At 57.4% G+C, this 21,767-nt stretch carries 14 protein-coding genes; 9 read left to right on the plus strand and 5 right to left on the minus strand.

The features are described from left to right. Positions 1–261 precede the first annotated feature (261 nt). Both QGH30_06745 and QGH30_06750 read left to right on the plus strand, forming a co-directional pair. On the plus strand, positions 262–2,244 hold the full coding sequence (locus QGH30_06745; GenBank protein ID MDP7022030.1) for a DUF3857 and transglutaminase domain-containing protein: 1,983 nt from the start codon (positions 262–264) through the stop codon (positions 2,242–2,244). After that, a complete protein-coding gene (locus QGH30_06750) occupies positions 2,241–4,019 on the plus strand; it encodes a DUF3857 domain-containing protein (GenBank protein MDP7022031.1) in 1,779 nt (592 codons plus the stop codon). Before QGH30_06745 ends, QGH30_06750 begins: the two co-directional genes overlap by 4 nt. A 101-nt stretch (positions 4,020–4,120) precedes the next feature. Here the strand turns inward: QGH30_06750 and QGH30_06755 are convergent, their stop codons facing one another. Both QGH30_06755 and QGH30_06760 read right to left on the minus strand, forming a co-directional pair. Next, positions 4,121–4,813, minus strand: coding sequence for a hypothetical protein (locus QGH30_06755; GenBank protein MDP7022032.1), 693 nt, complete (start codon positions 4,811–4,813; stop codon positions 4,121–4,123). Then, positions 4,810–5,190 (minus strand): cytochrome c3 family protein, encoded by a 381-nt coding sequence (locus tag QGH30_06760; protein ID MDP7022033.1) that lies wholly within the window; start codon positions 5,188–5,190, stop codon positions 4,810–4,812. The genes QGH30_06755 and QGH30_06760 overlap by 4 nt, the downstream gene beginning before the upstream one ends. Positions 5,191–5,374: 184 nt before the next feature. Here QGH30_06760 and QGH30_06765 point away from each other — a divergent pair, with 184 nt between their 5' ends. From QGH30_06765 to QGH30_06780, 4 genes are all read left to right on the plus strand, one after another. Next, entirely contained in the window at positions 5,375–6,001 is a 627-nt protein-coding gene (locus tag QGH30_06765; protein ID MDP7022034.1) for a hypothetical protein, read from the plus strand. A gap of 90 nt (positions 6,002–6,091) precedes the next feature. Continuing rightward, entirely contained in the window at positions 6,092–6,799 is a 708-nt protein-coding gene (locus QGH30_06770; GenBank protein ID MDP7022035.1) for a TetR/AcrR family transcriptional regulator, read from the plus strand. Positions 6,800–6,946: 147 nt separating this feature from the next. Further along, entirely contained in the window at positions 6,947–8,251 is a 1,305-nt protein-coding gene (locus QGH30_06775; GenBank protein MDP7022036.1) for a bifunctional lysine ketoglutarate reductase /saccharopine dehydrogenase family protein, read from the plus strand. Next, complete coding sequence (locus QGH30_06780) at positions 8,196–9,602, plus strand: saccharopine dehydrogenase C-terminal domain-containing protein (GenBank protein MDP7022037.1); 1,407 nt, start codon at positions 8,196–8,198, stop codon at positions 9,600–9,602. Before QGH30_06775 ends, QGH30_06780 begins: the two co-directional genes overlap by 56 nt. A 47-nt stretch (positions 9,603–9,649) precedes the next feature. Here QGH30_06780 and QGH30_06785 read toward each other — a convergent pair whose 3' ends face one another. Further along, positions 9,650–12,145 carry a S8 family serine peptidase gene (locus tag QGH30_06785; GenBank protein MDP7022038.1) on the minus strand — a complete coding sequence of 832 codons (2,496 nt, stop codon included), beginning with the start codon at positions 12,143–12,145 and terminating at the stop codon, positions 9,650–9,652. A gap of 186 nt (positions 12,146–12,331) precedes the next feature. On the opposite strand from QGH30_06785, the gene nifJ reads away from it, so the two are divergent. After that, the gene (gene nifJ, locus QGH30_06790; GenBank protein MDP7022039.1) at positions 12,332–15,952 is read left to right on the plus strand and encodes a pyruvate:ferredoxin (flavodoxin) oxidoreductase; all 3,621 of its coding nucleotides are present in this window, start codon (positions 12,332–12,334) and stop codon (positions 15,950–15,952) included. A 173-nt stretch (positions 15,953–16,125) separates the two neighbouring features. Here nifJ and QGH30_06795 read toward each other — a convergent pair whose 3' ends face one another. Next, positions 16,126–16,467, minus strand: coding sequence for a hypothetical protein (locus tag QGH30_06795; GenBank protein ID MDP7022040.1), 342 nt, complete (start codon positions 16,465–16,467; stop codon positions 16,126–16,128). Positions 16,468–16,570: 103 nt separating this feature from the next. Further along, entirely contained in the window at positions 16,571–18,766 is a 2,196-nt protein-coding gene (locus QGH30_06800) for a FlgD immunoglobulin-like domain containing protein (GenBank protein MDP7022041.1), read from the minus strand. A gap of 183 nt (positions 18,767–18,949) precedes the next feature. Here QGH30_06800 and fusA point away from each other — a divergent pair, with 183 nt between their 5' ends. Both fusA and QGH30_06810 read left to right on the plus strand, forming a co-directional pair. Next, positions 18,950–21,040: an elongation factor G gene (fusA, locus tag QGH30_06805; GenBank protein MDP7022042.1), complete on the plus strand. Its 2,091-nt coding sequence runs from the start codon at positions 18,950–18,952 to the stop codon at positions 21,038–21,040. Between the two features lie 11 nt (positions 21,041–21,051). Beyond that, positions 21,052–21,762: a hypothetical protein gene (locus QGH30_06810; protein MDP7022043.1), complete on the plus strand. Its 711-nt coding sequence runs from the start codon at positions 21,052–21,054 to the stop codon at positions 21,760–21,762. The last annotated feature ends 5 nt before the right edge of the window (positions 21,763–21,767 follow it).

Below are 21,767 nucleotides of genomic sequence, written 5' to 3' on the forward strand. Positions count from 1 at the left end.
CCTTCCATGCATAGCGCAAGAGAGAGCCTGTGCTGGTATCATCGCTAAGACGATACAGGTCCGACTTAAGCAGGTACCGATACTCTTTGAAAGTCATGTTCCCTTCCATTCGAAAACGAAGCGGCTGAAGAATCACCTCTTCAGGGCCTGACTATACAGGACCGGGGATCCTGTTCAAGCATGGCATTTCTTTGGACGATCTCCCCCTTCCATCTGGAGTGCCGAACAGGTATGCTCCGGCGGTCTCATTCCGGAGGAAACATGAAAGCCATCCTGATCTGCCTGCTCCTTTCACTCCCCGCCTGGGCCGCGCTGGATGTTCCCGAACTCGTCAGTGCAGAGGAAGCTCTTGAGCTTCTGGCTCTGGATAAAAACTCATATCAAAGCGAGCGCGTTGTGATCTTCGATCGCACGAAGGTCGATGTGGAGTCCACCGGTCTCAGCCACCGCTACCAGCATCGAATGGTAAAGGTGTTGAAGGATTCCGGGGCAAAGGCCCTTCGTGCCCTGCGTTTCGATTTCGATCCTGCCAGCAACCATGTCGAGATTCTGGGCCTGCGGGTCCATCGTGCCGATTCCAGTTTCGTGGATATCGACACCTCACAGGCCAGCGATATCACGGCTCCTGCCGGCGGCATCTACTGGGGTGCGCGCATGCTGGTGCAGGGACTGCCCGCCCTGAAAGTTGGCGATGCTGTCGAGTTCATCAGTTACACGAAAGGTTTTCTGATCGCCTATCTCGGGGGAGAGGGTGCAAACGGTACCGACTCCGATGAGGAGCGTTTCATCCCTCCGATGCGCGGACACTTCTACGATGTCGTCACCTTCCAGGAGACCTTGCCGGCCCTTGAGATCGACTACATCGTCCGGCTCTCACGAGAACAGCCTCTTCAGTACACGGTCTACAATGGAGAGGTCTACTCCAGTCTGGAGTTTGACGAGGACGCCTTCCTCTACCACTTCTGGAAAAGGGATGTGCCGGCGCTGGCTACCGAAGCCCGCATGCCCGACCTCACGGACATCGCCCCCAAGGTCGTCATGGCCACGGTCGCAGACTGGGAGGAAAAGAGCCGCTGGTTTTTCGAAACCAATGAATGGGTTTTCGAGAGCAATCCGGAGATCGATGCAATGGTTCGTGAAATCACAGAGCCTCTTCGCAAGAAGGAAGACAAGATCGCCGCTCTTCTGCACTGGGTTGCCCAGAACATCCGCTACAGTGGTCTGAGCATGGGAAAGGGGGAGGGTTACACGATTCACCCGAGTGAAATGACCTTCCGGGACCGATGCGGAGTCTGCAAGGACATTGCCGGCATGCTGGTAACCATGCTCCGCAGCGCAGGCTTTGAAACCTATCCGGCCATGACCATGGCCGGCAGCCGCGTGGAGGCAGTTCCCGCCGATCAGTTCAACCACTGCGTTGTCGCCCTGAAAGAAAAAGACGGCGGCTTTCTGATGCTTGACCCCACCTGGGCGCCCTGGAACCGTCCCCTCTGGAGCCGCTGGGAAGGCGAGCAACACTATGTCATCGGAACGGAAGAGGGAGAAACCCTCATGAGCATCCCCTCCTTCGAGGCCGAGGACAATCTCATGCATGTCGAAAACCATGCGCAGTTCTCCGAAGACGGCTCCATTGAAGGCCGGTTTACTGTTACAGGAAGCGGCATCTCCGACGGAAGGCTTCGTTCTGCCGTGGCAGACCGGCCCCGGGCAGAACTGAGAGGCTATCTGGAAGACTGGCTCGGGCGCATTTCATCTTCGGCTGAGTTGCTGAGCTATGAATTCAGCGATCACCGGGACTTCTCTCAGGACACGAGACTCGACATCGAATACCGCTTACCATCCTATGCAAGCTTGAGCGAAGATGCCTGGCTCTTCGCTTCACCTTCTCTCGAACTTGCGTCCAAGTTCTGGGTCATGACCCGAATGGCCTCGGTTCCCGAGAGCGAGGAACGCACTCACGATCTCTTCATGTGGGCTCCCCAAAAACTGCAAATCGAGGAGGAAATCCGCCTTCCCCGCGGGCTGGAAGTGGAAGCCCCTCCGGATACCAGCCTCCAGTCGGCGGCTGCCAATGCGAACATCGACTGGAATGTCGACAAGAGGAAACTGGAGTTGCAGGCAGAACTGAGCCTGACGCAGAGAATGGTATCCTCAGAGGACTACCCCGCTCTTCGCGATCTGGCAAAGGCCTGGAAAGAGAAGACCAGCAAAGAAATCTACGCCCGCAAGGGAGGTGCGAAATGAAAACGATCCTCGCAGGACTCCTGATTTCCGTACTTCCCCTGATGGCAAGTCCCCTCGATGAGAGCGCGATCCTGCAGCGCATTGCCGATTCGCCAACGCTGAAGGAGGCGGGAACTCTCGACGCACTGGTTCTCTTTGAAGGGCACAGCCTGGACTACCGGGATGGCCGACTCGTCTACCGCAAGCAGGAACTGATTCGTCTGTACAGCGAGTATGCGATCGAGCATCTGGGAGATCCTAGAATTGCCTGGGATCGTTCCCGACAGGATCTGGAAGTGCTGGATTGTCGGAGCTTTTTGCCGGACGGCAGCGTGCTTCCCGCCCCGGACAATGCCTTCAATCCGGTTACTCCCGACGGCATGGACCTCAACGCCGCATTTCTCGATCTGCGGGAAATGGTGGTCACGAGAACCGGGCTCCTGCGGGGAGCGACGGTCTGGCTGGACTATCAGATCATTGACCACAGGGAAAGCTGGATTCCCTTCAGCCGGAGTTTCTTTCCCTCCGGCGAGTTCCCTCTTCGCGAATGGGAATTGAAAGTACGGGGCCTCCGCGTTCACACCATCAATCCGCCCGCCGCACTCTGGCAACTGCCGGAACCCGTGAGCAACAAGGGTGTCACGAGCTTTCGCGCCCTGAACCTGCCGACAAGGCCCCATGACTCGATGCTTCGGGAGGAGGATTGCATGCCCTGGCTGGCTGTCTCCAGCGAAGAGTCACTCTTTCACCACCTTCAGGACGCCCTGCGTGCTTCCGCAAATGAGAAGGGAGAGATTCTTGGGCAGCTCTTCGAGGACGAGTCCTTCGGCGATCGCGCAAAGCTGGAAGCCGCCTGCAAGTTTGCCCAAGACCGCACGAGGCGGGTTCTGCATGCTGCCCTCAATCGCTCCCCCCGAAGCGTGGCGGAGATTCTTCAGACCTCCACCGCCACGGATTGGGAGCGAACGGCACTCCTGATGGCGCTCTTGCCAAAACAGAAGATGGACTCCCGGCTTGTCTTCGGGCTTCCCGCCCTTTCCTTTCAGAATGCACCCATGATTACCGCCTCTTTGCGTCCTTTGCTGGAAGTCCGCCTGCCCGAAGGCCCTGTATGGCTGGACGCAGCCACGGCCCGCATCGTTCCGGCTTCCTCGCTCGCCAGTCCCCTGCTTCTTGATGAAGATGGCTGGACCCTCCTCCCGGCCTTGCCTCGCAAGATACTGGGAGAGTTCTTCTGGAGCGAAGACACCCTGCAGGCCCGGGTTCATCTGGAGGGGATAGACAATTCCGATTTCAAGCCGGAGACTCGGGTGAATCAATGGATTGGTGGCGAAGATCCCGGGATCAGGATTCTGGAAAGCAGTCGCCAGCGCTTTCATTGCGAAGTGTCCAGTGATTCGAAGCTTCCCGAAGAGGACGAACACGGACTTCGTTTTCTGGAGCTTCTCGCTCCCCCTTTGAAACTTGAAGACCTTCTCCCCCGGGACACAAGTCTGCACCGTAGTCACCGCGACGCGCCCCTTCGGATGAGCCAGTCTCTTGAATTGAATCTGCTCTGGGAGCTTCTGATTCCGGAGGCTTGGTCGATTCAATGCCCTGAAAACGAAGAGCTTACAACATTGAGAGGCGACCTCCTCCGCCTCCGCTGCAGTCGGGTGGAAGACCGGATCCAGCTACACTGCCAAGCTCTGTTGCAAGAGGGCCCCATCTCTCAGGAGGAATATCCGGAATGGCGGAGATTGATGCTCCGTCTTCTTGATTCCCGATGGCGAACTCTTGCCCTGACCTCTGACTAAAGCCCATGTCAGCATTCCGGAATTTAAAAAGGAAACGGTCGAAGTGTAAAACTCTGGTATTGAGTCAATAAGGGGAAGGGGAGCCGAAAGGCTCCCCTTTTTTATGGCACCGGAATCCTCTGGAAGTCCCGAAACTTGCTCTCCGTGCGGATCCGCATATTCGCAAGCAGTGGCACCTTGACATGGATCTCCATAGTGAGTTGACGGGCCAGACTCATGCCCTCCCAGTCGATGAAGTCCATGTTCATGGAAAAGGCCTTCAGCCCAAAACTCTTCTTTGAAAGACCGGCATCCACAGAGGCAAGAAGACCTGTCTCCGAATCGATCCAGAGGCTTCCCTCCCAGAGATCTTTCGCCTTTTTCAGAGGCTCAAAGTCATAGCGGTGTAGTTCCCTTTCATTGAACAGTTCCAGCCCCTTGGCCTCGAACCGGTAAAGGGAGCGTCTGCCCTCATCGAGAACATCGAAACTCCGGGACTCCCCACCCCCCTTTCCCATCTCCACCCTTTTTTCCTCTTCCTCTTCCTTCTGGAATAGAATCTCCCTTTCCTCTCCACTCACCTTGATGGAGTCTGGACTCCAAACCTCCCAATTCGCTCGATTGATTTCCTCTCTCTGCTTCTTGTTCCTTCCCTTGTGAATCAAGACATGGCTCTCCATGGAACAGGAGTAGGGCAGAAAGATCTCTTCCCGGTCGGCGCGTTCAAAGGCTCGCTGCAGGACTGGATCCGAAGCTTCGGCAAGGGCGGACAGGGACAGGATCAGCAAAAGGGAAACAGGAATGAGATTCTTCATCGGTCTCCTATGGGTCGTATCCAGACCTTTACGCATAAAAACCCGCGGGGTTTCCCCCGCGACAACGATTCTGATTCAGACCGAAACCAGGGCAAGACCTCGGTATGAATCCCTGCAGCAAAGGCAGAGAGTTCTTCCAGGGTCTTTGCACTGTACTCGCCACCCACTCCGTCTGCATCGGTGTGGCAACGTCCGCAGAGATCATTGCTGTCGTCCACCGTCATGGTGTAGCTACCCGGCACAAAGGCGTGCTGGGCTCCCATACCATGACATTCTTCACAGTCCACTCCACCGCGACGGAAGGTGCCGTGCATTCCTGGCAGGCCATCCTGATTGTCGCTGAGGTCGCCATCATCGGCGGCATCTTCATCGGCCACCCAGCCGGAGGTGTGACAGCTACCGCCCTGCGAATGGGATGGACGGGATGAAAAGGGACGGGACTTGCCCAGCGGGGTTTATCTCGCAAGACTCAGCACGAACGGGGAAATCCGGAGGGGGAAACTGGTTCTCCTGAAACAGCTTCGGCTTGAGATTCCCGGGAAAAAGCCCTAGCATAGAGGCATGAGAACTCTCCTTTGCATTCTTGTTCTTCTCGCCTCGCTTCCCGCCATGGCGACTCCTCTTGCGGAGTACGCCCGGGAAAAGGTGGGCCCCCGAAGCAAAGAGGATCCTCTTCCTGCGCTCCTGATTGTAGAAGCTCTTCTCCGGGAAGGGGAGATCGAAGCGGCCACTCCTTTTCTCTTTCGCCATCACAGCTATGCCCTGAAAGGAAGAGTCCAGGACCGGGAGAAAGTCCTCCATCGGGGGATTGCCCTCTGTGCCCTCTCCCGTCACTTTCTCCTGAGCCGGGACCAGCAGGCCTGGGACATGCACCGGGAGCTCTTGCGACAGGCAGCTACCTCTCTCCGCCCCTGGCTCTTCGGAAGTCAGGATTCTCTTCTTGATGATCGCAGCAGACATTGGGCGCGGGCGGGTCTCCACCAGTGTTCCCAGGCAGCAAGGATTGCGGAACCAAAGAAGGGTGCCAGCCTTCTGGCCCGACTGGGGAACAGTCCCGACCTGATGGCCGGTCCCTCCTATGAGGAACTTCTTCAGCTCGAATGCCGGGTAATGGCCCGGGATTCTCTGGATTTCCCCCTGAGAGATGCGATTCTTCAACTCCGGAAAGATAAAACTCCCCGACCCTGATCTCCTTTTTTTCCCGCTTTTCCCTTGACCTTTTCATTGAACATCTGTATTATCTAAACATTCAAATAAAACATACATTCAAGAGAGAACATGAGCCCGATCCTCAAGACCAGTAGCGAAGCGACCCGGAAGAGACTTCTCGATGCCGGAAAGCAGCTCTTTGCCGAGAAGGGTCTCGAGGGGGCACGCATTGACCATCTGGCCGAGAAGGCCCAGGTAAACCGCGCCCTGATCAGCTACCACTTCCGCGGCAAGGAAGGGCTGTATCGGGCGGTTCTCAAGGACAGTTTCCGGACCGTGGCGGAGGAAATGGCCAAGAATCTCAGTTCCCGTCCAAGTCCGGAGGAGCGGCTTCGAGGCTGGGGAAGCTCTCTCGCAGAGATTCTCGCAGGGAAGCCGGAGTTCTCTTCCCTCTTCTTGCGGGAACTGCTGGCCGGGGGTCAGCACCTGGGCGAGGAGGCACTCGGCAGCACAAAGCAGAGTCTGTCTCTTCTCGAGGAGTCTCTTCGCGGCAGTTCACCGGGGAAGGAAATGCCGAAGACCGACCCCTTTCAGCTTCACCTGCTGTTGCTTGGGGGAATTATCCTCAGCCAGCTCTCTCTCCCCCTTCAGGAGAGACTCACAGACTCCCGGGGCACGGAATCCGGCCCGGACGATCAAGGCCCTCTTCCTCACGGGAAGATGGCCCCCTTCCTCGACCATCTCATCCAGCGCTGCTTTCTTGCAGACCCCGGAACAGGCTCCACACCGCCTGAACCGGGAGAGATCGGGGATCCCCGCTCGCCGGAGGGTGAGTGAGAAAACCGCGTCGCGGGGATCGGGAAGGGATTTGGGCGGAGACCGGATAAACCCGGCTCCGCCCTCCTTTTTCCTCTCTACAAGATCTGGAAAGCAAGGGCATGCCTGTGTACTATGTCCATCCCCTCATTCAGAATCGGGAGAACCATGAAGCACCGCATCGGCATCAGGATCGAGGACAAGAACATCTGGGAGCGTCGGGTTCCCCTGGTCCCTCCTGACATGGAACGCCTGATCCAGCGTCACCGCATGTCTTTTCTTGTCCAGCCCTCCTCCATCCGGACCTATGCGGACGAGGAATTCGTTGCTGCCGGTGCCCTTCTCACCGAAGACCTTTCCGAAGCCGATGTCATTCTTGCGGTCAAGGAAGTTCCCGCCGAATTGCTCTTGCCCGACCGCGCCTACCTCTTCTTCGCACATGTCGTGAAGGGGCAGAGCTACAACATGCCCCTCCTGCAGGCCCTGCTCGACAAGAAGATCACGCTCATCGACTACGAAAAAATCGAGGACGAACAAGGCCGCCGACTGGTCTTTTTCGGGCGGCAGGCAGGCCAGGCCGGCATGATCGAAACTCTCCACGCTCTCGGACAGCGATTCGAACTGGAGAGAAGGAACACTCCCTTTGCGGAAGTCCGCCAAGCCTATCAGTACGACGGGCTGGACGATGCCATGAAGCGGATCTCCGACCTCGGGGACAGGATCCGGGAAGGACTCCCCGAAGAACTCTGCCCCCTGGTCATGGGCTTTGCGGGTTATGGCAATGTCAGCCTGGGAGCCCAGGATGTATTCGACACCCTGCCCCATAAAGAAATCTCCCCCGGTCAACTGGAATCTCTCTTTGAGGGAAAAGCCCGAAGAGACTGTGTCTACAAGGTGGTCTTTCGCGAAGAAGACATGGTGGAGCCCGCAGGAGACCATGACTTCGAACTCCAGGACTACTACCAGCACCCCGAGAAGTACCGGGGCGTTTTCTCCCGCTACCTGCCCAGGCTCACCGCGCTGGTAAACTGCATCTTCTGGACCCCGGACTACCCCCGCCTGGCCAGCCGTGAAGATGCACTTCGCCTTCAGAAATCGGGGGCACCTCTTCGCGTGATCGGCGACATCAGCTGTGACATCGAGGGCTCGATCGAGTTCACCTCCAAGGCCACCGAGCCGGATGTCCCCTGCTTCACCTACGATGCCCTTCAGGATCAATGGGATGACGGTGTGCAGAAGACCGGCATCGCGGTCATGGCCGTCGACATTCTTCCGAGCGAAATCCCGAAGGACTCCTCGGAGCATTTCAGCAGAACGCTGAAGAACTATCTTCCGGAGCTTTCGCTGGCCGACTTCCGCCAGCCTCTGGACAAACTGGAACTGTCACCGGATCTGAAGCGGGCCATCATCACGCATCGTGGCCAACTCACACCGGACTATCAGTATCTTTCGGAGTTTCTGGAACAGAAGTAGCCCTAGGGCGAGCAAAGGAGTGAACATGTCGGAAAGCAAGAAGATTCTGGTCCTTGGAGCGGGTCTGGTTACCAACCCTCTCGTCCAGTACCTGCTGAATGTCCCCGAGTTCGAAGTGACCGTGGCTACCCGCACGGTAAGCAAGGCCGAAGCCATGGTCGGAGACCATCCCCGCGGCAAGGCTATCTCCTTCAACATTGAGGACGAGGAAGCTCTCGGCAGTCTCATTGCCGACTGCGATCTGGTAATCAGCCTCGTCCCCTGGATTCATCACCTGACCGTTGCAAAACTCGCCATCTCGCTGAAGAAGCAGATGGTCACGACTTCCTATGTCAGCCCCGAGATGAAAGCCCTCGACACGCAGGCGCGTGATGCGGGCATCATCATCCTCAATGAGATCGGCCTTGATCCCGGCATCGACCACATGTCGGCCATGGAGGTCATTCACGATGTGGAAGGCAAGGGCGGCAAGGTCACGAGCTTCATGTCCAACTGCGGTGGACTGCCCTCTCCGGAGGCCACCACCACTCCCTGGGGCTACAAGTTCTCATGGAGCCCACGTGGCGTGGTTCTGGCGGCCCGAAACTCCGCCCGCTATCTCATGGACGGAAGTGTCGTTGCTACCGAGGGCAAGGACCTCTTCGGCGATGTGCGTCACATTGATGTGGACGGACTCGGTGCCTATGAGGTCTACCCGAACCGCGACTCCATGGGCTATCAGGAGATCTACGGACTCAATGACACGAAGGTGCTCTTCCGTGGAACCATCCGCAATCTGGGGCACTGTGCGACCTGGAAAGCTCTCTCTGACTGTGGCTGGTTCGAGTTGGACGAGGTTGAGGTCGAGGGCAAGACCTACCGCAAGCTCTTCGCCGAACTGATCAAGTCCGAGGGCGACCTGAAAGAAGACCTTGCGAAGTTCCTCGATGTCGGCACCGACGCAGATCTCATCTCCCGCATGGAGTGGCTGGGATTGCTCAGTGAAGAGATCATTCCGGGATCAAAGACCACGAAGCTCGACGTTCTGGCCGATCGCCTTCTGGTGAAGCTGCCCTACGCCGAGGGGGAACTCGACATGATCATCCTTCAGCACACCTTCGAAGCCGAGTATCCCGATGCTGCGAAGGAGAGAATCGTCGCAACGCTCGTGGACTTCGGACAGGAGGGCGGGGATTCCTCCATGGCCCGCACCGTCAGCCTGCCGGCGGCCATTGCGACCCGGATGATTCTCCAGGGCGAGATCACGGAGAAAGGCGTGCATGTGCCGGTTCTTCCGGGCATCTACCAGCCGGTTCTCGCAGAGCTTGCTGAACTGGGAATCGCCTTCAAGGAAACCCGCGAAAGCATCTAGCCGGCTTATTGCTCAATCACCCTCCCTCGAAAGAGGGAGGGTTTTTTCTATTGAATCAGAACCAGCTTGCGCCCCTCGGAAACTCCGCGGCTTTCAAAGCGGAGAAAGTAGACCCCGCTGGAAAGATCCTGCCCGGCTTCATCCCGCCCGTCCCATGTGACATCCAGGCGACCCGCCTCCACCGATTCATCCAGCAGTAGCCGAAGCAGGCGGCCGGACAGGTCGTAGACCGCAAGCCTGGCCTGCCCGGCGGCCTTCATTTCCAGCTGAATCAGGGTACGGGGATTGAAGGGGTTGGGCCAGGCTCCGAGAAGCCGGCTGGCCAAATCCGCCGGTTCCAGATACAGGCTCTCCCCCCGCTGGAATTGCCAATCGCTCTCCCCCTCGCGGCTGAAAAGCTCATACCGGAACACGCCACCCCGGGCGAGAATGGCATGATCATCCATAAGCACATAGAGTCCATTGTCTGAATGGCCCACTTCCAGAGTCCGCTGCAGGCCAGCGCCCTCGACCTCCACCCGGAACTCCGGAGAGGCGGCCCCGGGAAGAAGCTGCCAGCGAAGGCGAACTGAAGACTCCAGAACCTCCGCCTGGAAGCTGCCCAGTGCAACGGGAGTGTTGTCGCTCAGAGGACCACTGACGGCCAAGGCATAACCTTGCGGACCCATGGGTACTTCCCTGCCAATTACACGAAGGGTCCAGAGGCCGAGTTCCGGATCCGGCAGAAGCACGCGTTCAACCGTGTTCAGGGAATCCGCCTCGCCATCGGAAGAGGAGTACCCCGCCTTGAAAGAGTTCCCCGGATAGACCAGACCCGAGGGGCTCTCCACTTCCAGATCGAGATTGTTCACCACGGGGTAAGCAGCACTGAGCTCACCGGGATAGTCATGGAAGACCAGGGTAGCGGACAGAGGCTCTTCGGAATCAAAAACCTCAAAGCTGTAAGTGCTCTCTTCTCCCGTTTCCAGACCTTCTGCGTGAAGGACATCTTCCGCATAGAGACGACGGGGGTCTTCTCCAAAAAAGATCCCCCAGTCCAGTTGCAGGCGGCCCCAGCCTTCCAGATCTCCGGGGTAGCCGTCGATTCCGGTCATGTCCCGCGTGGAGTTGAGAAGCATGGCCTTTACGAGAGAGCCGGAGGGATTCAGGGAATCGGAGGCCTGGGGGCTGCCGGAAGGATACCATCCCTCTTCGAAATACTGGCGGATCAGGGCACCGCTGCCAGCCACGGCCGGACAGGCCATCGAGGTTCCGGAAGTGTAGATCGTTCGGCAGTAGCCGCTGGGGTTTTCCGGGCCACTGGAGGAGGGATAGGCAGACTGGATGCTGACTCCGGGGGCATAGATCTCCGGCTTGCGGCGACCGTCCGTCGTGGGACCGGTCCCCCCGCGTCCGTGATAGATCATTCCCAGCCCATTGTGGCTTCCGGCAACAGCCAGTACGTTTTTCGCGTTTTCCGGCGTGCGAAGATCGCTCTGGTTGGTTTCTGCAAAGACCACGAGGTCACTCTCGTACTGCCAGCTGAAGGCATCAATGTCCCGGCAGTCCTGAGTGTAGTCGGTGCTACTGTCATCACCCCAGGAGTTACTGTGGATGCGGGCTCCGTGACTGTGGTGGGCTTCCAGAGTTTCAAAAAGATCAAAACCCCAGGCACTATAGGCCGAGTGGGCAAAGCGAGCCTTCGGAGCCATGCCGCGTGTCTGTGGCTCCCAACCCCAGTCCATGGCTTCGAGATCACCGGCCAGGATCCCCGCCGTGTGGGTCCCGTGGCTGGAGATCGTATTGGAATCGCCGAGGTAGACGATCTTCCGGTGATCCGGGCCAATGGGATTGCCGTCCGGATCGGCAAAGAAACAGTTGTCGTACTGCAGACCCGAGTCGATGTGCCCGAGAACCTGGTTCTCCCCCATGACTCCTGCGTCCCACACGGGCAGGGAGTCCTTGGTCGCCGCCTGCACCACCCAGCAGACATCATTCAGGCGCTCTTCCCTTTGTGCAAGGGGCTCCATCCAGCGCAGCCCTTCCAGTCTGCAAAGATCCTCCAGCAGAAAACCGGGACTTCGAAGCTGCACGCGGGAAAGGGATTCCGTCTGGATGAGCCGAAGCACTTCTGCGCCGAGGGCAGAGGCGCGATTCGCAAAATCGGAGACGGAGACATCGGGCAAGAGATCCAGTGAAAGCTCCAGCATACCTCCCGACACTTGCAGGCCGGGAGGCATCTTCCACTGGGAGAGGTAGGCGGCCCGGAAAGCCAGGCCGGGAATGTCGTCAAGGTTCTCCGGAGACTCACAACGAAGGAGATAGGCATTCTCGGGAAGGTAGCCCAGGACTTCCGCACCCCGGCTCTCCAACTCCTGTCGATGCTGGCGGCCGGGAGTCTCCAGAAAACAGAGAACCCACAGGGAAGTGTCGCTCTCGACAAGAATGGGAAGGGATCCGCTCTCGGGGGACATTGTACCCGCCCTCAGATGCACTTCAGAGGAAGAGACCCAAAGGGGAGTCAAAAGCAAACTGAGGCAGACCGTCAGAAGAAACCAGCGCATGGACATCCTCCCAAAACCTGATTCAATGGGGCGAAACGACACGAGCGTCTATTTTAAGGCAGTCGGGGGTGCGGTTTCAAGGAAGAAGCCTCAGGTCCGCATATTGGGTTTCAAAAGAGTGAAAATGCCTATGGCAAAGGGGCTCAATCGCTTTACATTAGAGGCAGAAAGACAGGGAGGAACGTGATGAGCCGCAAAATGGTGACCATCGACGGTAACGAAGCTGCCGCTTCCATTGCCCATCGAATCAATGAAGTGATCGCAATTTACCCGATCACCCCTTCATCTTCCATGGGAGAACTCTCCGACGAATGGTCGTCAAAAGGGCAGAAAAATGTCTGGGGAACTGTCCCGGATGTTGTGGAAATGCAAAGTGAGGGGGGAGCTTCCGGGGCCGTTCACGGAGCCATCCAGACGGGTGCCCTGACCTGCACCTTCACCGCTTCGCAGGGCCTATTGCTCATGATTCCGAACATGTACAAGATTGCCGGTGAGTTGACATCGACCGTCTTCCATGTTTCTGCCCGAACCATCGCCACCCACGCCCTGTCCATTTTCGGCGACCACAGCGATGTCATGAGTGTCCGGCAGACCGGGTGGACCCAGCTGGCCAGCGGCAATGTCCAGGAAACCATGGATCACGCCCTCATCTCCTACGCTGCCTCCCTGAAAAGTCGGCTCCCCGTCCTGCACTTCTTTGATGGCTTCCGAACCTCCCACGAAGTCCTCAAAGTGGAAATGCTGGAGGACGAAGACATCCTCGCCATGCTCGACGATGAACTGATTGCCGAACACCGGGCCCGCGCCCTGAGTCCCGACAACCCTGTCCTGCGGGGCTCCGCGCAAAACCCCGATGTCTTTTTCCAGGCTCGCGAGCGCGCCAATCCTTTCCATGATGCTGTCCCCGCCATCATGGAAGAGTGTATGCAGGACTTTGCCAAACTGACCGGGCGGCAGTACCGGCTCTTCGACTACTACGGTGACCCGGAGGCCGAAAGAGTCATCGTCATGATGGGCTCGGGTGCAGAAGCCGCTCAAGAGACGGTTGATCAACTCGTTTCTGCCGGCGAGAAAGTCGGCCTCGTCAAGGTGCGGCTCTATCGCCCCTTTTCTACCGAGCATCTGCTCGCCGCAATCCCCGGCAGTGCACGCACCCTGGCCGTCCTTGATCGCTGCAAGGAGCCGGGAAGTCTGGGCGAACCGCTCTACTCCGATGTCGTCACATCCCTTGCAGAAGCCGCCGTCGAAGGCCGGCTTCCTTTCCCCGAAATGCCCCGCATTATCGGCGGGCGATACGGGCTGAGCAGCAAGGAGTTCACTCCCGCCATGGTCATAGGTCTCTTCGAGGAAATGTCGAAAGACGCAGCGAAGAACCACTTTGTTCTTGGGATCAAGGACGATGTCAGCGGGAAGTCCATCGACTACGACCCGAACTGGACTCTGGAGGGCGGGGACACATTCCAGGCAGTTTTCTTTGGCCTCGGAAGCGATGGAACGGTGGGAGCCAACAAGAACTCCATCAAGATCATCGGGGAAGGTACGGACAACTGGGCCCAGGGCTACTTTGTCTATGACTCCAAGAAGTCCGGATCCACGACTACCAGCCACCTGCGTTTCGGCAAGAAACCGATCCGAAGCACTTATCTGGTGAGCAAGGCGGACTTTGCTGCCTGCCACCAGAGCGTCTTCATCGACCAGTTCGACATGACCGAGATCTGCAAGGAAGGTGGGATCTTCCTGCTCAACTCCCAGGTCGCAGCCGAAGAGGTTTGGGAGACTCTGCCGGAGAAAGCCCAGCGCGACATCATCGAGAAAAAGCTGAAGCTCTTCGTGATCGATGCCTATCAGGCGGCACGGGATGCCGGGATGGGGCGTCGCATAAACACGATCATGCAGACCTGCTTCTTTGCCATCAGCGGAGTATTGCCGAGAGAAGAAGCCATAGAAGCCATCAAGAACTCCATCGAAAAGACCTACGGCAAGCAGGGAGCAGAAGTAGTAAAGAAGAACTACGAGGCGGTCGATCGGAGCCTGGAAGGCCTTCACGAACTTGCCATCCCCGACTCGGTGACATCTTCCTCCACCATTCGTCCGCCGGTCCCGGAAGGAGCCCCGGACTTCGTGCAGAAAGTCACGGCCGAGATCATTGCGGGGCGCGGCAACGAGCTGCCTGTCTCCGCCATGCCTGTCGATGGCACCTTTCCCACGGACACGGCCCGCTGGGAGAAACGAAACACTGCTTTTGAGGTCCCTGTTTGGGACATGGAGACCTGCATCCAGTGCAACAAGTGCGCGATCATTTGCCCTCATGCAGCCATTCGTCCCAAGATCTATGAAGCTTCGATTCTGGAGGGTGCGCCGGAACACTTCAAATCCTGTGATGCCCGGGGCAAGGAGTTTGCAGGCTTGAAGTACAGCCTTCAGGTTGCTGCCGAAGACTGCACAGGCTGCCAGGTCTGTGTCCATGTCTGCCCTGCTCCGAACAAGAAGGTTGAAGGACTCAAGGCCATCAACATGGAGCCACAACTTCCCCTGCGCGAGCAGGAGGCAGAGAACTGGGACTTCTTCCTGAATATTCCGGAAATCGGTCGCGATAAGGTCAAGCACGCACAGGTCAAGGGAAGCCAGTTCCTGGAACCTCTCTTTGAGTTCAGCGGTGCCTGCCCCGGTTGCGGAGAAACGCCCTATGTCAAGCTGGCCACCCAGCTCTTTGGAGACAGGATGGTCGTAGCGAATGCTACCGGCTGTTCCTCAATCTACGGGGGAAATCTTCCGACCACTCCCTGGGCTGTCAATGCCGAGGGGCGAGGCCCTGCCTGGAGCAACAGCCTCTTTGAGGACAATGCCGAGTTCGGCATGGGCTTCCGCCTTGCTATCGACAAGCAGGACACCATGGCCCGCGAGCTGCTGATGGAGCTTCAGGGTGAGATTGGAACCGATCTCGCTCGCGAGATCCTGGAGTCAGACCAGAATGAGGAGACCGAGATCCATGCGCAAAGAAAGCGTGTGGAGAATCTCTGCAACAAGCTCCGGAACATGGAGGGTCGCTCGGCACGCAGGCTTCTCGATCTTTCCGAGAACCTGGTGCGCAAGAGCGTCTGGATCATGGGAGGAGACGGATGGGCCTATGACATCGGTTACGGAGGATTGGACCATGTTCTGGCTTCCGGAAGTAATGTCAACATCCTGGTGCTGGACACCGAGGTCTACTCCAACACGGGCGGCCAGATGAGCAAGGCCACGCCCCGTGGTGCTGTCGCCAAGTTTGCGGCCAGCGGTCGTCCCTCCCGCAAGAAGGACCTCGGCATGATGGCCATGCGCTATGGCAATGTCTACGTGGCACAGGTGGCCATGGGATCCAATGACACTCACACCGTAAGAACATTGATTGAGGCGGAACAGTTCGAGGGCCCCAGCCTGATCCTGGCCTACAGCCCCTGCATTGCACACGGCATCGACATGGGCAAGATGACGGACAACCAGAAGGCCGCTGTCAGTTCCGGGCACTGGCCCCTCTATCGCTATAACCCGGACCTGATCCGGGAGGGCAAGAGTCCCATGAGTCTGGACTCAAAAGAACCTTCGATTCCCTTGAAGGACTTTGCCATGATGGAAACCCGCTTCAGCATGCTCTCAAAGAGCGACCCAAAACTCAGTGATGCTCTGCTTGCAGACGGCCAGAAAGAGGCGGAAGCCCGGTATCGGCAGTACAAGAGACTTGCGGAGATGGACTTCAGCACGGAGAAGGAGTCCTGCGAGGAAGACAAGAAACAGGATTCCAGAACCGCCAGAGAAACTACTGTCTAAGCTTGCAGGGGCTCTGTCCTCCGACAAGCCCCTGCATTTCATCTCAGAAGAACCATCTTGCGGCTTACGCTCGCCCGGCTCGTTTTGAGTCGGCGAAGTAGATTCCACTGGGAAGTTCCCTCCCCCATCGGTCTCTACCGTTCCAATGCAGAGTGCTTCCGTCCCAGGTGCCTTCATGCAGGCAAGCCACTTCCCTTCCTGACAGATCGAAAACAGCAAGTCGGAATTCCCCTGAAACCTCCGCCCCAACTTCCAGAGAGACTCTGGGGTTGAAGGGATTGGGCCAAGCGGAGAGTGTCGGGGTAATGGCCGATGGAGTACCGGGGTCTACAGAAGTCTCCTCGCAGTGGAGAGGTGGGATTGTCCGGATAGTACACGCCATAGGAGTAAACCCCATCGACGGCTCCCGTGTAGGCGATATACTCCTGCACTTCCACGCAGGTGTCCACACTGGGCGTGACCAGAGAACCTGGAATCACACAGGGATTGCTGACTCCCACCCACTCGATACTCAAATCTCCGTTGACCGCAACGGCAAAGTCATAGTCGGGAATCCTGGCAACATCGTAGACCGTGCCACCAACATCAATTGAGAAAGTGGCCAGTGAAACCGGTTTGTCACTTCAGGAGCAACATTTTTCTGCTCAGTTCCCGATCTCCCAATCGAAGCCGGGAGAAATAGATTCCCGAACTGACGGCTCTTCCGCGGAAATCGCGCCCGTCCCAGCGATAGCGATACTCGCCCTGGGGCAGTAACTCCTGGACCAGAGACCGGACAAGAAGGCCGCTGGCATCCAGAATCTCCAGACTCGCAATGCTCTCCTTCGACAGATGGAAGACGATTTCGGTGGATGGGTTGAAGGGATTCGGCCAGTTCTGCTCCAGGCGGAAGCCGGGAAGTGAATTGGCCACGTCTGTTGCGCTGTCGAAGAACATCCAGATCGGGTTTGTATAGGCACGATGCCCGGCTTCTCCATCTTCCGTCAGGAGTTCAGCACGCAGATAGTGCCATCCCTCGAAACTGAAGCCGTTGAGATCCAGAGAAGAGGATCCCGCATAGGCTTCTCCCGCTGAGGGATATAGCTGAAGGATCTCCTGCAGACCGCCGCTGTCGCCTGCATAAACAGTCACCCGATCCACCTCTCCAAACTCGGGGAGGCTGCTCCAGCGGATTTTCAGGGGAAGGGGAAGACCATTGTTCACGCTTCCCGAGTCACCGATCATGAGGTCGCCCTCTTCGTACCAGTCTCCATCGTCATCCCGATCCAGTCCGATTTCGAGAAAGGGGCCATCCGTGGATACCGTGCGCCCGGCCCGGTAGGCCTCCATGATTTCCTCCACCGGGGGAAGATTGCCGGGGCCCCAGCTGCCGGGGCAATAGGCAACGGTCTGCACTTTTCCAATGGCAGAGTCCGTGGCGTAGTTGTCGATTCCAATGTGGGTGGAGTAGTTGAAATCTCCGTGGGCATCGCTGCCGCCCGCAAAAAAGACCTTCCTTGGCGGATCCTGGGAGAGATGGCTCTGCAGAAGGGTGTCCCAAAGATCCAGACCCTGATTCAGTTCATTGGGGTAGGGATTGTCGGCAGCATTGCCCGCATTGAAATCTCCCCAGGGATTGTACTGGTCGTAGGACTCGTAGAGGTTCCGGGTATTGAAGGCCTGAATTCCCCGGAAGCCCTCATAGCCGAGAGCCGTTCCAAGGTTGACAAGCCCCCATTCGGTTCCATTTACGCCCCAGTCCGTGCCCCCCCACTCGGCAGAGAGAGAGCTCTTCGGGTGAGCTGCATAGGCGAAGCCCCCCGGGTCAAGAGCTGCAAGTCCGTCGGGCAGGTTGGGATAGACGGGCCTTTCGCCGAAGGCCCCACTGTTGGGTGAATGAATGTAGGAGGGATTGTAGAACAGGGTATGCATGGTCTTGTCCCAAGAGGACTCGTCGACGGAGGCAAGATTGATTTCCACTCCTCGGTAGAGCCGAAACCCGGGATCCATTTCCTGGTCAATATCAAACTGGATAGACTCCCAGCTTCCTCCCAGCGAACTGACATCCCGATAGTGTTCGTGGATCCCGTTCTCATCCTGGATGGTGTACTCCCACTCATCCGTTCCGTAGGAAAAACTGCCGTCACCAGTTTCATCCAGATCACAGGAATGGTCGGTCACACAGAGCCAGTGCACTCCGGCCGCCTTTGCGGCCCGCTTCACTGCGGGAATCGGGGCTCCGTATTCGGCGATGTTGTTCGTGTACATCGTGTGGTAGTGAACATCTCCACCGAACCAGTTGGCGGGCCAGGGGAAAGGTCCACTGCCTACTTCAATGCGAAGATGGCGAGTCTCCGAGTAGTTGAACCAGTCGTCCTTGTAATAGATCTCCACGCGCAGGGGAATGCGGTCTCCTGTGCCATAGCCGAGATTGGCTGGTGTCAGGAGAGTACCGTTGGGGAGCCAGTCATGGTTTTCCGTAACCGTGGTGATCCAGGTCCAGTAGTTGTCTTCGGAAGCGTTGTTGCCGATTCTCTCATCATTGAAGTCGTGGAACCAGATCCTCGCGCCCGTGGAAGTATCGATGCATTCAATCCAGTGAAGCTCCCGGATGTCGTCCATGTCGCAATCCTTGAGAATCACGGTCAGGGGAATGGGCGTGTCCTCGTCGATGACCCTCCAGGGAGCATCCATCATAAAGTCCTTGAACCAGGTGTTGTCGTAGCGCTCCCCATCGTCCCAGGGCCAGGGACTGTGAATGGGAGCGTGAGCGCTGACGGTCAGAGAGACAAGAACCAGAAAGGAACAGGCGAGATGTATCGAAATCCGTTTCATTGCTTTCTCCCTTTTTGAGGTTTCGAGTATATCCGATCTCCCTTCGGTATTCCAGAAATGCCGATACCAAATGTGGGCGAAAAACAGAGATAGACCCTTGCCAAGTGATCATTTGATAGTATCTTGCGCCTTCAGTTCCAATCCGCCCCTCCGGCGGCAATCCACGACATTCAGGAGACAGGGATGAGTTTCGACCTGGGAATGGTCCGCAACATCGGGATCAGTGCACATATCGACTCGGGAAAGACCACGTTAACCGAGCGTATCTTGTTTTATTCCAACAGGATCCATGCGATCCACGAGGTCCGGGGCAAGGACGGCGTGGGCGCCACCATGGACTCCATGGAACTGGAGCGGGAGCGAGGCATCACGATTGCCAGCGCCGCCACCCATGTCGATTGGGAAGGGCACCACATCAACATCATCGACACGCCCGGACATGTGGACTTCACCATTGAGGTGGAACGCAGTCTGAGGGTTCTTGACGGAGCCGTCCTGATTCTCTGCTCCGTGGCCGGCGTGCAAAGCCAGTCGATCACCGTGGATCGGCAGATGAAGCGTTACAAGGTTCCCCGCATCGCCTTCGTCAACAAATGCGATCGCTCGGGCGCCAATCCCTTCCGTGTCACCGAGCAGCTCTCTGAAAAGCTCGGTCACAATGCCGTTATGATCCAGATTCCCATTGGACTGGAAGCAGATCACGATGGCATCGTGGATCTGGTCACCATGAAGGCCGTCTACTTCGATGGCGAAAACGGGGAAGTTCTTCGCGAGGAAGAAATCCCTGCGAACCTGCTTCCCGAAGCGGAAACCCGCAGAGAGATGCTGCTTGATGCAGCTTCCATGTTCAGTGAAGAGATGATGGAAGCGATGCTCGAAGGCAGTCCCAGTGAAGAGATGATTCACGAGGCAATCCGTAAGGGGACTCTCGATCAGGAACTCACTCCTGTTCTTCTCGGCTCGGCCTACAAGAACAAGGGAGTTCAAAAGCTGATGAACGCTGTCCTGCGCTACCTTCCCAACCCCACGGAAGTCGTGAACGAGGCGATTCACCTTGAAAAAGGGAAAGAGGGAGACAGCTTCCGGGTCAGCAACGATCCGGGCGATCCCCTGCTGTCCCTGGCTTTCAAACTGGAAGACGGGCAATACGGTCAGTTGACCTACATCCGCATCTATCAGGGTTCCCTGATCAAGGGTGACACGGTAATCAACAGCCGAAGCGGACAGAAGGTCAAGATCGGCCGCCTCGTCCGTATGCACGCAGACAAGATGGAAGACATCGATAAGGCCGAAGCGGGAGACATTATCGCTCTCTTCGGCGTGGACTGTGCCTCCGGCGACAGCTTCTGCGCTCCGGGTCTCGAAGCCAGTATGGCTTCGATGTTTGTTCCCGAGCCGGTAATCAGTCTCTCGGTAAAACCCGAAGACAAGAAGTCCCAGGACAATATGTCCAAGGCCCTTCAGCGCTTCACCAAGGAAGACCCCACCTTCCGCGTGGGCACAAACGAAGAGACCGGTGACACGATCATTCAAGGCATGGGCGAGCTTCACCTGGAAGTCTATATCGAACGCATGAAGCGCGAATACAAGGCCACGGTAGAAGTCAGCCCGCCGCAGGTTGCCTACCGGGAAACTATCAGCCGCTCGATCGACTTCGACTATACGCACAAGAAGCAGACCGGTGGCTCCGGCCAGTACGGTAAGGTGGTGGGCCGGATTGAGCCCAGCGAAGACACTGACTTCGAGTTCGTCAATGATGTAACCGGAGGCAACATTCCCACCGAGTACATCTCGGCCGTGGAAAAGGGCTTCAAGAGCGCTTTGGAAAAGGGAATGACCATTGGTGCTCCCGTCACGGGAATCCGGGTCATTCTGCAGGACGGAAACTCGCATGCGGTGGATTCTTCGGACATGGCCTTCATGACGGCCGCCCGCAATGCCTTCCGCGAGTATTACCAGAAGGGAAAGCCCCGGGTTCTGGAGCCGCTGATGCTCGTTTCTGTCGAGACGCCCCGGGAGTTCCAGGGCGATGCGATGGGTACTCTCATGCAACGGCGAGCGATTGTTCTCGGAACCACGGAAGACGAGGGCTTCATTCGTATGGATGCAGAGGTTCCTCTTGCCGAGATGTTCGGTTATGCTACGGTTCTTCGCTCAGTGACGCAGGGCAAGGCCAGTTTCACCATGGAATTCAAGCGCTATTCGCCGGCCCCGGCTCAGGTGGCTGAAGATCTCCACAAGGAGTATCTTGAGAAGCGCAAGGAAGGGAAATAGGGGGTTCTGCGATGGTATTACGCAGTGAATTGAACAAGAGAAGTCCCCTGAGGGTCTTTGAACGCTCGATCCACGGAGGGCTGGGCAAGGGAAACATCGGAGTGGTGACCAGCCGCAAGGGAGTCGGTAAGACCGCCATGCTGATTGGTATCGCGCTGGATGCAGCCCTTGGGGAGCGCAAGGTTCTCCATGTCACGATTGGTGACGGCTTTGCACACCTCATCGACTTCTATGATGAGATCTTCGCCGAACTCTGCCGTTCGAAGAAACTGGAAGATGCCGCAGACTCGCGCCTGACCATGGAGCGTCATCGCCACCTCCTCAGCTATCGGGATCATGAGTTTACGATCGGACGGATTCGCGAGTCTCTGGAGTTTCTGGAGCGCCATGCGGATTTTGTGCCCGAAGCCCTGATCATTGACGGCTGGCCTGACTTTGAGTCTGCCTCAAAAGATGATCTGCTTACCCTGAAGAACCTTGCGGTGGAGAAGAAGGTGGAACTGTGGGTTTCCGCCCTGAGACATCGTGAGGGCCAGAAGCGGGACGAACGGGATGTCCCCATGGAAGTCGCCCGTTTTGACGAGTTCCTCTCCGTGATCATCCGTCTCGAGCCCCGTTCGGATCATGTGGCTCTTCGCATTGTAAAGGATCATGAGAACGAGGAACTTGCAGACCTGCACCTCGAACTCGACCCTTCCACCCTGCTCTTGAAGTGGGGATAAGAAGC

This window comes from Candidatus Krumholzibacteriia bacterium, from assembly GCA_030748535.1.
Lineage (GTDB): Bacteria > Krumholzibacteriota > Krumholzibacteriia > JACNKJ01 > JACNKJ01 > JASMLU01.